Raw genomic sequence first — 15,032 nt, forward strand, 5'->3', positions numbered from 1 at the left:
TGAACGACCGCCTGAATCATCGCGGAGGGACCTGTATTCACAGGGCATGTCCGGATGGGGTGCTGCGCCTTGCTGCGCACTCACTTCACGCGCCGGTTCAGTCGCCGGTGAGAAAGGACTTACCCATGGCAACTAGCCCGAACTCCAAAGACCAGAAGAACCTCCAGCAGGTCCTCGACAAGATCGAGACCATGGACGAATCCGTGCGGGACACCATGCGCCGGATGCACGAGGTCATCACTGCCGCCGCGCCAGAGCTGAAACCCCGCATCTGGTACGGCATGCCCGGCTACGCGAAGTCCGCCAGCAGCCCCGTCCTGGTGTTCTTCCGCAAGGACGAGCTCATGACGCTGGGGATCAGCGAGAAGGCCCCGATAAGACCCGCCGGTGGCAGAGACGGTCTTCTTGCACCCGCTGCCTGGTACTTCAACGACCTTGACGAGACCACCGAGCAGCGCATTGCGGAGATTGTTCGCGGCGCAGTCGCCTGACCGGAACCACGGGTAGGTGCGAAGGGAGTAGTCGCGGATCCCCGGGAACCGGAGGAAACCCCGCATAGCGGTTGTGGCTGCTCCCTTCGCGGTAGGCTCAGCAGCACCATAAGAGCAAGGGACCCGGATGCCTGCTAAACAACCAGCGATGTCGCCGTCGGACACCCCTGTGGAAGCGGTGCTTGATCAAACTGTGGGTCCACGGCGGGTCGAAGCAGATGAGCTTGTCTCACTCTTCGCCGAGATCAGCGGAGAAAAGCCAGTGGTGTGGGCTGGGAGGATTATCGGATTCGGGGAGTACCAGTACCGTTACGCGAGCGGGCACAGCGGTCAAGCACCCTTGATGGCCTTTGCCACGGGGAAGAACCAGCACACCATTTATCTGGTGAGCAACTACGCCGAACGCTGGCCCGAGCTGTTGGCAAGGCTCGGCAGCTACCGGACAAGCAAGGCATGCCTCTACCTCACGCGCTTATCCAAGGTAGATATGAGCGTTCTCCGCGAGCTTCTCATGCTCTCTCACGCGATCACCCTGCAGGAAGCAGTCTCAGAATAAGCACTTATATATAGCTATTGCGTTATATAACCAACGATGCAATAGTGGTGATATGAACGCACTGGATGTACTCGGCGATCCGGTAAGACGGAGAATCGTGGAAGAACTGTCCTCGGGACCCTGCTCAGCGGGGGAGCTGGCACAAGTGCTCCATGCCGAGTTTGGCATCTCCCAGCCAGCCTCATCCCGTCATCTACGGGTGCTGCGTGAAGCAGAGGTTGTGGAGATGACGGTCGATGCCCAACGGCGGCTCTATGCGCTGAAGCCGGCGGCAGTAGAAGAAGTTGCCGCCTGGGCCCAGCGGATCACCGGATTCTGGAACCAGCGACTCGACGCTCTGGAGACCGAAGTGGCGCGTGGCAAGTCTGCGCGACGCCGCGTTCAACCCCCGGTTGTACCACCCACCACAGAGAAGAGAACAGCATGAAGACACCACAGCCCCCAGGGTTTGCTGATATCACCCTCAACGGTGGTACAGGCAGAATCCGATTCGAACGGTACCTGAACACCAGTCTGGCCGATGCCTGGAGCGCGGTGACCCAGCCCGAGCGAGTGGCCCGATGGTTCGCTCCCATCACCGTGGACGGACAGGAATGGATCACCTACTGGGATGACGGTAGGGAATACGCCAAAGGAGAGATCCGGCAGTGCGAACCGCAGCGGCTGCTCGAACTCACCTGGCACGCCAGCGACGACACCAAACCCCTAGCCGAGACCCTGCTCAGAGTGACTCTGGAGGAAGACGACGCCGGCGTGCTTCTCACGCTGGAGCACAAGGATCTGCAGGCCGCGGACTTCAGTCAGTACGCCCCCGGCTGGCATGCCTACCTTGACCGGCTGGCCGAAGGCGACCCGGACCTGGACTGGAGTCAGAGGTACCACCAGCTCCGCAGCCAGTATGAACCTCTCCTCCCTGCTGCCTAAACGGCCCAGAGGCTCGGGTTAGACCGTCTGAGCTGACTCGATCGGCATCGTCGTCGCCTTCATGATCACCACGAACGCGGCAAGCCCAGCAGCTACCACGACGAGGCCGATCACCACGCTGCTGGTCAGCGCAAGAGCCACATAGCCCAGAGTCGCGCAGACTGCCGCGCTAGCGACGTACGGCAGCTGAGTCACCACATGGGTGATGACATTGCAGCTGGAACCTGTGGCCGAGAGGATCGTGGTGTCGGAGATGGGGGAGGCGTGGTCACCTGCCACCGCGCCGGCCAGCACCGCACCCAGCACTGGCAGCAGCAGATCGGGCTGATCCATGGAGTTGATGATGCCACCGGCAATGGGAAGCAGCAGGCCGAAGGAGCCCCAGGACGTACCAGTGGCGAATGACATGGCCGCAGCGATGACAAAAACCACCGGAGCCAGCCAGCCGGCGGAAATATTGGACGCCTCCACAAGCTGACCCAGGTAATCCCCGGTGCCCAACTGGCCGATCAGATCGCCCAGCATCCACGCGGGGATGAGAATGGCTATTGCCGGAAGCATGGACTTCACGCCCTCCACCCAGCCGCGGGCGAAGGTAGAGCGCACGAACTGCGGGTTCTTCCGGGTATTGCGCAGGTAGTAGTACACCGCCGAGATCAGCCCGAGCAGTCCACCGACCACCAGTGCTGCACTGGCATCCGTCTCCGCCAGGATGTCGATGATGTTCCAGGATTCCGCCGCCCGCTGTCCGGTCCACACAATGCCGGCGAAGACTCCCACCACAAGCAGCACGAAGGGCACGATCAGCGCACGCCGGGCACCAGGATCGTGGACCGGGAGGTCATCGGAGAGCTGCCCGGGGACGTCGTCGGAGGGGTCAAAGAGCTGCCCCTCGGTGATGGCGCGCCGCTCCTCTTTGCGCATAGCGCCCATATCGATACGGAAGATAATCACCAGCCAGACCAGGACTGCGGCGGCAATGGCGTAGTAATTGGCGACGGCGGCACCCAGGAAGGCCTGCACGCTGCTGATGGACAGCGTCGAGGCTGCCACGATCGGCGCGAGGATGCCCATAATGTAGGCGCCCCAGCTGGAGACCGGGGAAAGCACCGAAACCGGTGCAGAGGTGGAGTCAATGATGTAGGCGAGCTTGGCACGGGAAACCCGGTGCTGGTCGGTAACTGGTCGCGATATCTGCCCGACCGCCAGGGCGTTGAAGTAATCGTCGATGAAGATGACGATGCCCAGGATCGCCGGTAGGAACATGGAACCTGGCCGCTTCTGGATCCGGCGCATGGCCCAGAGCGCAAAAGCGGTGGTGCCGCCAGACATCAGGATGAAGGCGGCGATGACGCCCAGCAGCAGTAGGAACACCAGAATGTAGACCGACCAGGTGTTGACCTCCCCGTCCGCCCAGAAAATTGAAGCAAACGCATTCCACACGGCCTGCACGGTGCTGAGCGGGTTGAGGTCATGAATCAGCAGCGCAGCCGCGACCACGCCCGCACCCAAGCTGATGAGTACCTTCCGGGTAAGGATCACCAGGGTCAGCGCCAGCACCGGAGGTACCAGGGTCAGAAGCGGGTACGACGTGGTGAGGTCGCTCATAGTGCCTTTCGTTGGTGATTCATCCAGAAGAGAGGTGCAGGCCGCGAGACAAATCTCTGAAACGGCCCGGGTCATCCTACACCGCTAGCCCAGGGGAGCGGCGCCAATCACACGGATTGTCTCAGCCCAGGAGGCCTTCCCGGATAGCACGCAGAACCGCGTTGGTTCTGTCCCTGGCCCCCATCTTGGTCAGGATTGATGAGATGTGATTCTTCACCGTGCCCTCAGCCAGATGGATCAGCTGCGCAATCTGGCGGTTGGAGTACCCCTCAGCCATCAGCCGCAGCACCTCTAGCTCACGCTCAGTCAGCTGATCGACCACGACACCTTGGGAGCCTGCGGGCTCGGGAGCTGCCTTGATGGCCCGCAACAGCCGGTCAGTGATCGAGGGGGCAATAAGCGTTCCACCATCTGCAAGAGCGCGCACAGCTTCTGCGAGCTGCTCCACGGTGACGTCCTTGAGCATGTAGCCACGGGCGCCGGCGCGAAGCGCCTCAAGCACCAGGGCGTCGTCGTCGAAGGTGGTGAGCACAAGCACCGGAACCTCCCGCCCGGCGTCCTGCAGCTTTCTCAGCAACCAGAGCCCGTCATACCGGGGCATCCGAAGATCCAGTAAGACCACATCAGGTGCCTCCGGCCCGCTTGCCTCCTCTAGGATCGTCAGCGCTTGGGCACCATCACCGGCTTCAGCCACCACGGTGATGCCGCCGATCTCCAGCAGTGTGCGGATGCCCTGGCGAACCAGGGTCTGGTCATCCACCAGGATCACCCGCGTCATGGCAGCCTCACCTCCACTGTGAAATTCGGTGACGAGCTGACGCTTAAGTTTCCGCCGAGCAGTTCCACCCGTTCTCGCAGGCCCGTCAACCCATGGCCGAACGTGACTACCTTCGGCGCGTAGCCGTCATTGGTGCCGGTCAGTACCGTGTCGGTGCCTTCTCTGCGCACGCTGAGAGTCAGTTCCTGGGCCTCGGAGTGCTTGATCGCGTTGGTGATGATCTCTTGAGCAGCTCGCAGGAGCGCCTCGGCCTGCTGATCGTCCACGCTCACCGCGGGGTCAACCTCCACATGGATGTCCAGAGAGGGAACGGCTGCGGCCAGCCGCTGAAGGCTGGCCTGCAGGTCAGCGGAACCGGAGGCGCGCAGCTCACCCACCGTGGCCCGCACCTCGGCCAGAAGCTGCTTGGCCACTCCTGCTGCGCGTTCAACATGCTCATTCGCCGGACCGTTCTGGGCGAGGTGTCTGGCCGCTTCGAGCTCCAGGTTCAACACGGTGAGCTGGTGGCCCACCGTGTCGTGCAGCTCCCGGGAGATGCGCAGGCGCTCGGCGGTGGCGGCCGAGTCTTCCAGCATCACCCCGGCCGCTTCGAGCTCCACGTTCTTCTGCTCCAACTCGGCCCGCAGTGCGGACTCCTTATGCAGTGTGTAGGTGCTCAGCACGGAGGCGCAGTGGATGATGAGGTAGAAGGCGACGGAGATGGTCAAGTCGATGAGGTGAGTTCCGCGGATCAGGAACTGCACTGCGACGACGCAGCAGTTGAGCGCGACGACGACGCCCACCGCCCACAGCGGCAGCAGGTAGCTGCCCACTGCAGCCACCGCCACCAGCAGCACCACCAGCATGCCTTGATCCGGGATGGTCAGAAGTACCAGCCACGAGAGAACGACGGCGCCACAGTAGGTCATCTGAGACTTGCGGCGGCTCATCTCGCCGCCTACTGCCCAGACGACGGAGAACAGGGACGCTAGGAACAGCCCGAACCAGAGTCCACGCGGTATGTAGGGCTCGGGACCCAGAAACAGCAAGAGCAGCCCGATGCCCAAGCACAGAGCCCCGATCCCTGCCCCGGAGAATGTCTCGGTCAGATGCCTGCGGCGTGTGTGCCCAGGCGGCACATCGGTGTCCATAACACCCCAGCCTACTGAGCACCGACGTAGTGCGGGGGTGCCAAAAGTCATGGTGAAGGTCATGACCGAAGGCACAAGTGGGTTCGGGCGGGCGGCGGAATGCTGGAGGGCATGAGAACAAACAGCGACCAGAGACCGCTCTTGGCCGTGGATGCCCAGCATCTGGTCAAGCGGTATAAGAACAAGACCGCGGTGGACGGAATCAGTCTCCAGATCGCAGTGGGCGAGACCTTCGGCATTCTGGGGACCAATGGGGCCGGTAAGACCACCACGGTGGAGATGATCGCCGGGCTGCGCAAACCCTCTGAGGGAACAGTGCGGATTCAAGGCCTGGACCCATTCACCGATCGAGCGAAGGTGCGGCAGATTCTAGGAGTCCAACTGCAGCAGGCCTATCTCCACGGTTCGCTGACCGTCCGGGAGCTGGTGGATCTCTACCGCAGTTTCTACCCTAATCCGCGGGATGCTGCTGAAGCCCTGGCCATGATGGAGCTGACCGATCAGGCCAAGACTAAATTCGACGACCTCTCCGGCGGTCAGATGCAGCGCCTCTCCATCGCGTTGGCACTCATCGGCCAGCCCCGAGTGGTGATTCTTGATGAGCTGACCACCGGTCTGGACCCGAGAGCGCGCCGTCGGATTTGGGGGACTCTCGAGTCACTGGCCGGGCAGACAGTGATCCTGGTGAGTCACGCCATGGATGAGGTGGAGAGGCTGTGCGACCGAGTGGCACTGATCGATGCCGGACGGATCGTCGCCCAAGGCACTCCAGGCCAACTCATGGAGAAAGCCGGCACAACCACACTCGAGGACGCCTTTGTCACCATCACCGGCAAAGAACTGACTGATCAGGAAGAGGACGACTGATGACAACGGAAACTGTTCAGGTCCGTAGACCCGGCGCAGCAGCCTGGCTGAAACTGATCCAGGCGGAAGCGAAGATGGTCATACGCGACACCGCGGGGTTGATAGTCCCGTTGGGAATGCCGCTGCTGATCTTGGTGATGCAGGCAATCTCGTTCGACGACGTCGGTCTGGAGATGAGCGACGGAATCACCGTCATGGACTACTACCTGCTGCCTGTGGTGGTCACCATGGTCGTGACCACTATCGCGGTCATCAATATGCCTAGTTTCCTGGCCACCTACCGCAAGACCAAACTGCTGCGCCGACTGGCGGTGACCCCGGCCTCGCCGACGATGGTGTTGGTCGCCCAGATGGTGGTCAGCTTCATTCAAGTCATTATCGGCATCGGTGTTGCTTTCGCGGTGGCCATGATGTTCTTCAGTGCAAACCTGCCGAAGTCGCCGCTGATGGCGGTAGGGGCGCTGCTGGCGACCTGCGCGGCGATGTATGGGGTAGGCATGATCGTGGCCTCGATCTCTCCCACTCCGAACTCTTCCGTTGCTATCGGTCTGATCGCTTTCTTCGGGCTTGCCGCCCTGGGTGGCATGTTCGGACCAACGGAGAATCTTCCGGATGCTGTGCAAACTGTCAGTTCGTGGCTGCCGTTTGGTGCAGCTGTGGAAGCCTTCCAATCGGCCTGGTCGGGCGAAGGCGTGGAGATGCAGAACTGGTTGGTACTTGGTGGCTCGGCCGTAATGGGGGCAGCTGTGGCGGGGGCTCTGTTCCGCTGGGACTGAGCTGAGACTCCGTATGGGAGAGCCAAAGCAGGACTGTCAGCTAGACTCAGGGGTACCGGCCAGCACAGGCGGCTAGGGTTCCGTCGACGGTCACGTCGAGTCTGGTTCAAGCGCCGCGATATGCCCCTGCACCCCAGCGGCATGGATCTTAAGGGACAGAAACCTTCAGGAGTGGAGTCGGCATCTCGTGATGCCCTCGACACCAAGAAGGATCCATGCCACAGGTTTCTCCCCATTCGAAGCACTTCCGTCGTCTCGTCTACTCCCTAGCGCTGAGCATAGGTGTGAGCTTCGGCGCGATCCTGTTCGGTACCTCGGTCATGATCACCTCGACTGCCGCGGGGGCCGACTACTCCATCGCGTTGCTCTCCATGGCGTTCTCCGGCTCGGTGCTGGTCGGCGCGATATTCGCCGTGCCGATCGGTCGACACTGTGACGCTCACGGAGTACGTGGGGTCATCGGGTTAGGTGGCGTACTGGTATGCATCGGATTCCTCATCTTCGCGCTTAGCACCGCTCCCTGGCAGCTGCTGGTCGGCTGGTGGGTCTTTATCGGCCCAGGGAGCGCAATGGTGCTCTTTGAACCCGCCTTCATCGCGATCCAGCAGTGGTTCAGCCGGGAACAGCGCAATCGAGCAGCAGGGGTCCTCACATTGCTCACGGGGCTGGCCGGACCGATTTTCATCCCAGCAGTGACGTATGCAAATACCTGTCTCGGGTGGCGGTGGACAGCAGTTCTGCTGGGCGCTGCTGTACTAGGAGTCAACCTGGTGACCAGCGCATGGGCTCTGCGTGCTGCTCCAGGGGGAAATGCCGCCACAGGCACAGCGCAAGCCTCTGGACCAGAGTTCAAGTCCACGTGGAGAGCACTGCCGGCAGGGTTTCTCCCGCTCACCATCTGCATTGCGGTGACTATGGCGGTGTTGGAAGCTTTCAACGTCCATCGCATTGCGCGATTCGAGGACAACGGTTTTGATCCCATCATGCTGGGGTGGTGGGCAGTCGCTGTGGGGCTGCTCAGCCTGCCAGGCCGCTATCTGCTGCCGGTACTGGCTAACCGGTACCGTTCCAGCAGCATATGGCTGGCGCTGACGGCACTGATCCTCCCTGCGGTGCTGCTGGCAGTCAGAGGCACTGAATCCTGGGAGCTATACGGGCATTTCATTCTCTTCGGGCTGGTTTTTGGGGCGTTTATGCCGCTACGGGCAGTGCTGATGAGCGATTGGTACTCTGGGCCGCGCTTCGGAGCTCTGATGGGGTTCCAAGCCATAGCAATCGCAGTTGGACGGGCCGCAGGCCCCGCAGTGGTCGGATGGTGTGCTGATTCGTCACTGGGGTACTCGGCAGGGATGATCGTGTTAGCGGCAGCGCTAGTTGTCAGTGCGGTGGCGATGAATCTCGCGACAAAGGCCAGATAATCGAAGGCCCCTTATGTGGCGTTCATCCGCCTATAGGCTGAGTCGATGGATGAACTGACCCTGACCAGCTGGCTGCTGCTGAGCCTCGGCGCCCTCACTGTGGGGCTGGCGAAGACTGCTGTGCCAGGTGCCGGAACATTGGCGGTCATCTTCTTTGCCTCCGCTCTTCCTGCTCGAGAGTCCACCGCCGCGCTTCTGGTGCTGCTGATCATCGGTGATCTCTTCGCGATCTGGATGTACCGGCGCACCGTGGACTGGGGGATCTTAAGGCGCCTGGTATGGCCGGTGCTGGCCGGGGTCGCGATCGGAACCTTCTTCCTTGGGGTGGCCTCCGATGCGATGGTCCGTCGCGTCATCGGCGCCATTCTGCTGGGACTGCTGGGCGTCACTATGTGGCGACGCAGACAGGCAAAAGTCCGTCTCGGCCGGACCGCTGGCTACGGGTTCGGCTGGCTCGGCGGATTCACCACCATGGTGGCAAATGCCGGAGGCCCCGTCATGAGTCTGTATCTGCTGGGCATGCGGCTGGACGTGAAGACCTTCCTCGGCACCGCCGCCTATTTCTTCTTCGCCATCAATCTCATCAAGGTGCCCTTCCACGTGGGTCTGGGCCTGCTGAACCTGGAAGTCCTCAGCATCGTGGTGCTGCTTGTTCCGCTGGTGGTGCTGTCTGCCTTCGCTGGGCGCTGGATGGCTTCCCGCATCCCTCAGCGGGCTTTTGAGATCCTTGTCCTGTGCTTCACAGCAGCCGGTGCGGTGTATCTGCTGCTGTGAGGTATTCAGCCGGGGCCAGGAATAAGCCGGTACAGTTCGGATCGGAGACAGAAACACCAGGTCAGAGGCTTGTGATGCCCGGGGCGTAGGACGACGACGCCCGCGTCAATCGCTGAAGGGAGCGGCTATGCAGGTAGATGATGTCCCGGAGGCAGTCAGCGGGCCGAAGGTCAGCGTGGTCATCCCAGTCAAAGACGACGCCGAGGAACTGCGCCGCTGCCTGCAGGCCCTGAGCGGCCAAAGCCTGCTGCCCGAACAAATCATCGTGGTAGACAACAACTCCGCCGATCACTCCGCGGATGTTGCCCGCGCCTTCGGTGCCGAGGTGGTCTTCTGTGCCCAGCCCGGTATACCAGCAGCGGCCTCCGCCGGCTACGACCAGGCTGGCGGAGACCTTATCCTGCGTATCGACGCAGACTCTCTGCCAGAACACCACTGGGCGGAGAATATGGTCGCTGCGTTCGCGAATCATCCACGGGCAGGAGCGGTGACCGGCGGCGCCACCTTCTACGACGGGCCACAACCGCTACGCATCCCGCTGGCTGTGCTGTACCTGGGTGCATACCGGATTGCTGGAGTGCTCGCGCTGGGCCACTGGCCCCTTTTCGGCTCAAATATGGGACTGCGCCGCGACGTATGGGAACAGGTACGAGACCAGATCGACCGCAGCGATACTGATGTCCACGATGACCTGGCACTGTCCTACCCCGTAGGGGCTCTCAGCCCCATCCACCGCCTGGGCCGCCCCAGCATGCAGATCTCCATGAGACCCTTCTACAGCGCCAACGGGTTCCGGCTGCGCTTCCGGCGCGCGGTGCACACGGTGACTTCACAGTGGCCGCAGGACTTCCCGCCCTACCGCTGGCGCCGAATAGCCGCTGCGCGCTCAGCAACGCGGAATCCCGCAGGCCCCCTGGCGCAGCAGGGGTGGGCACAATGATTGCGAACTTCCTCCGACCGGCCCGAGGACCGGCTGAACTCGCCGCCGATGCGCTGCGTGGGCTCGGGATGCTCAGTGTCCTCATAGCAGCCATCTGGTACGCCCCCACCGATGCGGGAATCCTCGCCTTCGCCTTGCCTGGCCTCTTCGGTGCACGGTTCATCGGGCTGCGGCCTGCTGCTGACATCTCCTGTTGCAGCATTCTTCTGATCGCGGCGTGGAGCAACGTCTTTGACCTTTACACGCGGATCAGCTGGTGGGACATCCTGATTCATGTGCTGTGCACCGGAGTCCTGGCTGCGGTGCTGCACTCCTGGGCTGAGCGCCGCGGCGTCGTCGCCTCCGCTGAGATCACTCCCACCGCGCTGACAATCAGTATCACCGCGGCCATAGGGCTAGCGTTGAGTGCGCTGTGGGAGATAGTGGAGTGGATCGGATTCGTGTTCATTACCCAGGATATTTACGTCACGTACCACGACACGATCAGCGATATGGCAGCTGGCGGGTTCGGCGCTGCCTGCGCCGGGATCATTGTGGCCAAAACCACGCTGATACGCGCTGACGCAGTACTACCTGACCTGCAAAAACCTGCTGGGAGTTCAGCCGAGGACCCTTCCTTGCACGCGTGATAACCGCTAATATGGCAGTCCGTTCAGCAGCTGCCTTAACCCCGGAGGCCAGCCATGAGGACCGTCCGTGACATCATGCGCAAGCCCCGTGGGTCGCTCTTTGTGACCCACTCACTGGCAGACGCTGCTGAGCAGATCGGACCTGACGGCGGGGGCGTCGTCGTGCTCAATCTCTGTGGGCGGCCGGTGGGAGTGATCACTGACGCGCTATTGCAGCACTGGCGTGCTGCGTATCCCGAGAACTGGCGGAAAAAGCGTTGCGCCTGCGCGCTTCCGGACTCACCAGGAGTCATCCCCGGAGAAACCCTGCTGGAGGATATCCAGATGAGCACCTTCGAGATCCACCACGCGCTACTGGTGAGTGACGAGGCGGACATCATCGGCTGGGTCTCAGCAGCGGCGCTCACCCAGCAGCGTCAGCAGTTCGCCGCCTGACTTACCGCACCCCGCTCGGATATAGGCTGGAGAAATGCGTACTGTGCAGATGCCTCAGACCGGTCTGTCCGCGCCGCAGGTCATTCTGGGAATGATGCGTATCGCGGAGATGGACGACGACGCCGTGCGCGCCCTGGTGAATGCGGCCCGCGACGTCGGAATCGACTACTTCGATCACGCCGATATCTATAGTCCGGGCCTGAGCCTGCATGCATGTGAGCGGCGCTTCGCCCAGGCCATGCAGCTCAGCCCCACCGAGCGGGAGAAAGTCACGCTGCAGACCAAGGTCGGCATCGTCAAGGACGGCCCCTTCTACGACTTCTCCTACCAGCACATCATCTCCAGTGTGGAAGCGTCGCTTCGCGCGCTGAACACCGAGTACCTCGACGTGCTGCTGCTGCATCGGCCAGACCCGCTGGTTGAGCCGGATGAAGTAGCCCGCGCCTTCGAGGAGCTCGAGGGATCCGGCAAAGTGCGGCATTTTGGAGTCTCTAACCACACGTCAGCTCAGCTGGAGCTGCTGCGCAGGTCCTTGAACCAGCCGTTGAGCGTGAACCAGTTGCAGCTGTCGCTGCCGCATGCCGCCATTGTGACCGAGGGCATCCTGGCTAACACACTGGGTGCCTCACCGGAGGTGTCACCGGATGGAGCAGGCGTCGTGGAATACTGCCGGATGCACGGCATCAGTCTCCAGGCATGGTCGCCGTATCAGTCACCCACCGGGGTTTTCATTGACAATCCGGACTACCCCGAACTCAATGCCGCGCTGGAGGAGCTGGCGAAGAAACACGGCGTGACACCTACCGGCATCGCCACCGCCTGGATCACCAGGCACCCCGCCGACATCCAGGTGGTGCTGGGAACCACCCAGCCGGGGCGGGTGCAGGAAGCTGCTGCCGGGGCACAGGTGCGGCTCAGTCGCGCCGAGTGGTTCCAGCTGCTGAGGGCCGCCGGCCATACGGTTCCTTAGGGTCCAGCGGGTGCCAGACTGGCTGGAATGAGCAGCCGGTGATCATTGTTGGGACCGACATGCGTGCGATTGCTTACTCTGAATATGGAGATACCAACGTTCTGTCCCTGACCGAGCTGCCCACTCCTAAGGTGGCCCCGGGATCGGTGCTCATCAAAGTGGAGCGTGCGGCGGTCAATCCGGTGGACTGGAAACTGATGGCCGGCGGGCTGGACCCCCTGCTGGATGTTGTCTTCCCCGTGGTGCCGGGTTGGGACGTAGCCGGAACAATCGAAGCAACAGGCCCTGATGTGCCGGAGTTCAAGCCCGGCGACCGGGTGGCTGCCTACGCCCGTAAGGACTTTGTGCAGGGCGGGACCTATGCCGAATACGTCTCGATACGCGCAGTCGATGTAGCCCATGTGCCCGATGACGTCGACTCCGACAGCGCCGCCGGACTTCCGCTGGCGGGGCTGACCGCACTGCGTTCATTGGAAGCCCTGAAACTCTCCAGCGAGGACACCCTGCTGATCCACGCAGCCTCCGGCGGTGTGGGCCATCTGGCCGCGCAGCTGGCCGTAGAGATGGGCGCCACGGTGATCGGTACTGCTTCGGAGAAGAATCATGATGCCCTGCGTGACATCGGTGTCACCCCGGTGACCTACGGGGAGGGCCTGCAGGAGCGGGTCCGCGAGGTAGCGCCCGAGGGTGTCACAGCGGTTGCTGACTTTGTGGGCGGAGTTCTTGCCGACACCCTGGCGCTGCTGGGCGAGGGGGGCCGTCACGTATCCGTCACAGATTCGGAGGTGCTCGAGCACGCCGGACAGCTGATCTGGGTGCGTCCCGATGGTGCACGCCTGGAGTCGCTGCTGCAGAAGATCAGCGACGGCAAGCTCAAGGTGGATATTGACACCGTCTATCCGCTGGCCGAGGCGGCAGCGGCGATGGATCACAACAAGAACGGTGCTCGCGGCAAGATCATCATCGACGTCAGCCGGTAGGCGGCAGTGCATTTACAGTGAGCGGGCCCGGAGCAGATGTGCTGCGGGCCCGCTCACTGTTTTGACCTAGAGCGCCGAAAGTTCCTTCTCCAGGTCGTCCAGACCCAGTGCGCCCAGCGACAACGCCTTCATATGCCAGTCCTTGAGGCTGAAGTTCTCTCCATGGGCACCCTGTGCCGCAGCACGGCCATTGAGCCAGGCGCGCTCGCCCAGCTTGTAACTGATGGCCTGTCCCGGCCAGCCCAGATAACGCACGATCTCAGACTCCAGGAAGTCCCGTGGCCGACCCGAGTGAGCGGCGAAGAACTCCAGAGCCAGCTCCGGTGTCCAGGTCTCACCGGCACCGATGGGCGAGTCCTGCGGGACCTCCAGCTGAAGGTGCATCCCTAGATCAATGACCACCCGGACGGCGCGCATCATCTGGCAGTCCAAGTAGCCCATGCGCTCCTCAGCATCGAGATACCCCAGCTCGTCCATCAGGCGCTCGGCGTAGAGGGCCCACCCTTCGGTGGCGCCGGAGGATGAACCGATAGTGGTCTGGAACAGCGAGAGATCGTCCTTGACGTGCACCCATTGCGCCAGTTGCAGGTGATGTCCCGGCACTCCCTCGTGGTACCAGGTGCTGACCAGGTCATAGACCGGGAAGACCGTTCGGCCCAGGGTGGGCAGCCAAGTCCGGCCCGGCCGCGAGAAGTCCACAGATGGACGGGAATAGTAGGGTGCTGCGGCACTGCCTGAGGGCGCGATCATCGCTTCAACCGTCTTGATGGGTTCGGCGATGTCGAAGTGGGTGCCGTCGAGTTCCTCAATGCTGCGGTCCATCATGTCCTGCAGCCACTGCCGGACTTCCTCGACCCCCTCCACGCGCCGTCCGTGCTCATCCAACCAGCGCATGGCTTCAACCGGCGTTGCCCCGGGTTTGATCTGCTCTGCCAACTCCCGCATCTGGGCGGCAAGCCGCTTGTACTCCTCCCAGCCCCAGGCATAGACCTCTTCTGGGTCGATGCTGGCTCCCATCCAGCGCCGAGCGTTGAGCAGGTATCGTTCACGGCCGGCGGCATCGGGGGTTCCTGCGGCCTCTGGCAGGTAGGTCTCTGAGAGGTAGTTGCGCATGGTGCGCACAGCAGCTGCGGCGCCGTCGGCTGCGTCCTTTAAATCGGTGGCCAGGCTCTTTGGGCCTTTGCTCACAAACTCGTGGAACCAGGTGGTCTCTGAGGCGATCCACTCATCCAGCTGCCCGATGATAGTTTCCACCTGCAGCGGTGCGGCATACAGCCCACGACGACGCCCCTCGTCCAGCGCTTGGATCAGCGAGTCATAGCAGCCCGGGAACTTCGCCATCCGACGGGCGATCACGGACCAATCCTGCGCGGTGGCGGCAGGCATCATCAGGAAGATCGAACGGGCACCGTGGACGGGGGAGGCGATATTGCGCAGCGGGCGCAGGTGCTCACCTGCCTCATGGGCTTCCAACTGGACGCCGAGCCGGTCGCGCAGCAGCACCGCACAACGCGCTTCGATCTCCTCGAAGTCCCCGGCTTGGGCCTGAAGCTCATCGAGGCGGGCCAGCACGGCGCGCATCAGCTCATCCTGTGCCTCCGCCGCGGCGGGGGAGTGGTCCGGCATCCGGTCGTCCTGCGGGTTGAGCCCGAGTCCCGTGGATACGGAGGGATCCAGCTCGGCAAGGCGATGAACATAGGCGTCGGCGAGTTCTCTGGGGGTGGCAGCAGCCGCGAAACTAGTTGTCATAGGCAAC

Annotated in this window: 17 protein-coding genes; 13 read left to right on the forward strand and 4 right to left on the reverse strand. The window is 62.5% G+C overall.

All coding sequences use genetic code 11. The features are described 5' to 3' along the window. Positions 1-125 precede the first annotated feature (125 nt). The 4 genes from ABEA23_RS05310 (at position 126) to ABEA23_RS05325 (ending at position 1,971) form a co-directional block, all read left to right on the forward strand. A complete protein-coding gene (locus ABEA23_RS05310) occupies positions 126-491 on the forward strand; it encodes a DUF1801 domain-containing protein (protein ID WP_345477029.1) in 366 nt (121 codons plus the stop codon). A 127-nt stretch (positions 492-618) separates the two neighbouring features. After that, positions 619-1,047, forward strand: coding sequence for a DUF1801 domain-containing protein (locus tag ABEA23_RS05315; RefSeq protein ID WP_345477030.1), 429 nt, complete (start codon positions 619-621; stop codon positions 1,045-1,047). Positions 1,048-1,099: 52 nt separating this feature from the next. Then, positions 1,100-1,474, forward strand: a complete 375-nt coding sequence (locus ABEA23_RS05320; RefSeq protein WP_345477031.1) for an ArsR/SmtB family transcription factor — start codon at positions 1,100-1,102, stop codon at positions 1,472-1,474. Beyond that, positions 1,471-1,971, forward strand: a complete 501-nt coding sequence (locus ABEA23_RS05325; RefSeq protein ID WP_345477032.1) for an SRPBCC domain-containing protein — start codon at positions 1,471-1,473, stop codon at positions 1,969-1,971. Before ABEA23_RS05320 ends, ABEA23_RS05325 begins: the two co-directional genes overlap by 4 nt. 18 nt (positions 1,972-1,989) lie before the next feature. Here the strand turns inward: ABEA23_RS05325 and ABEA23_RS05330 are convergent, their stop codons facing one another. From ABEA23_RS05330 to ABEA23_RS05340, 3 genes are all read right to left on the reverse strand, one after another. Beyond that, positions 1,990-3,579, reverse strand: coding sequence for a Na+/H+ antiporter NhaC family protein (locus ABEA23_RS05330; RefSeq protein ID WP_345477033.1), 1,590 nt, complete (start codon positions 3,577-3,579; stop codon positions 1,990-1,992). Between the two features lie 121 nt (positions 3,580-3,700). Continuing rightward, positions 3,701-4,357, reverse strand: a complete 657-nt coding sequence (locus ABEA23_RS05335) for a response regulator (RefSeq protein ID WP_345477034.1) — start codon at positions 4,355-4,357, stop codon at positions 3,701-3,703. After that, positions 4,354-5,487: a sensor histidine kinase gene (locus tag ABEA23_RS05340; protein WP_345477035.1), complete on the reverse strand. Its 1,134-nt coding sequence runs from the start codon at positions 5,485-5,487 to the stop codon at positions 4,354-4,356. The genes ABEA23_RS05335 and ABEA23_RS05340 overlap by 4 nt, the downstream gene beginning before the upstream one ends. A 111-nt stretch (positions 5,488-5,598) precedes the next feature. Here ABEA23_RS05340 and ABEA23_RS05345 point away from each other — a divergent pair, with 111 nt between their 5' ends. The 9 genes from ABEA23_RS05345 to ABEA23_RS05385 all read left to right on the forward strand — a co-directional run bounded on the left by ABEA23_RS05345 (position 5,599) and on the right by ABEA23_RS05385 (position 13,276). Beyond that, positions 5,599-6,354, forward strand: coding sequence for an ABC transporter ATP-binding protein (locus tag ABEA23_RS05345; protein ID WP_345477036.1), 756 nt, complete (start codon positions 5,599-5,601; stop codon positions 6,352-6,354). Then, on the forward strand, positions 6,354-7,130 hold the full coding sequence (locus ABEA23_RS05350; protein WP_345477038.1) for an ABC transporter permease: 777 nt from the start codon (positions 6,354-6,356) through the stop codon (positions 7,128-7,130). The genes ABEA23_RS05345 and ABEA23_RS05350 overlap by 1 nt, the downstream gene beginning before the upstream one ends. Before the next feature lie 215 nt (positions 7,131-7,345). Continuing rightward, positions 7,346-8,548, forward strand: coding sequence for an MFS transporter (locus ABEA23_RS05355; protein ID WP_345477039.1), 1,203 nt, complete (start codon positions 7,346-7,348; stop codon positions 8,546-8,548). 45 nt (positions 8,549-8,593) lie between these two features. Beyond that, positions 8,594-9,322: a sulfite exporter TauE/SafE family protein gene (locus ABEA23_RS05360; protein ID WP_345477040.1), complete on the forward strand. Its 729-nt coding sequence runs from the start codon at positions 8,594-8,596 to the stop codon at positions 9,320-9,322. 127 nt (positions 9,323-9,449) lie between these two features. After that, a complete protein-coding gene (locus tag ABEA23_RS05365) occupies positions 9,450-10,262 on the forward strand; it encodes a glycosyltransferase family A protein (protein ID WP_345477041.1) in 813 nt (270 codons plus the stop codon). After that, positions 10,259-10,891: a DUF2238 domain-containing protein gene (locus ABEA23_RS05370; protein ID WP_345477042.1), complete on the forward strand. Its 633-nt coding sequence runs from the start codon at positions 10,259-10,261 to the stop codon at positions 10,889-10,891. The genes ABEA23_RS05365 and ABEA23_RS05370 overlap by 4 nt, the downstream gene beginning before the upstream one ends. 54 nt (positions 10,892-10,945) lie before the next feature. After that, complete coding sequence (locus ABEA23_RS05375) at positions 10,946-11,326, forward strand: CBS domain-containing protein (protein ID WP_345477043.1); 381 nt, start codon at positions 10,946-10,948, stop codon at positions 11,324-11,326. A 34-nt stretch (positions 11,327-11,360) separates the two neighbouring features. Next, entirely contained in the window at positions 11,361-12,296 is a 936-nt protein-coding gene (locus ABEA23_RS05380) for an aldo/keto reductase (protein WP_345477044.1), read from the forward strand. 38 nt (positions 12,297-12,334) lie between these two features. Beyond that, positions 12,335-13,276, forward strand: coding sequence for an NADP-dependent oxidoreductase (locus ABEA23_RS05385; RefSeq protein WP_345477045.1), 942 nt, complete (start codon positions 12,335-12,337; stop codon positions 13,274-13,276). A gap of 66 nt (positions 13,277-13,342) precedes the next feature. On the opposite strand, the gene ABEA23_RS05390 is transcribed toward ABEA23_RS05385, so the two are convergent. After that, positions 13,343-15,025 carry a DUF885 domain-containing protein gene (locus tag ABEA23_RS05390; protein ID WP_345477046.1) on the reverse strand — a complete coding sequence of 561 codons (1,683 nt, stop codon included), beginning with the start codon at positions 15,023-15,025 and terminating at the stop codon, positions 13,343-13,345. Positions 15,026-15,032 lie beyond the last annotated feature (7 nt).

This window comes from Nesterenkonia rhizosphaerae, assembly GCF_039544555.1.
In the GTDB taxonomy this organism is placed as follows: Bacteria; Actinomycetota; Actinomycetes; order Actinomycetales; family Micrococcaceae; genus Nesterenkonia; species Nesterenkonia rhizosphaerae.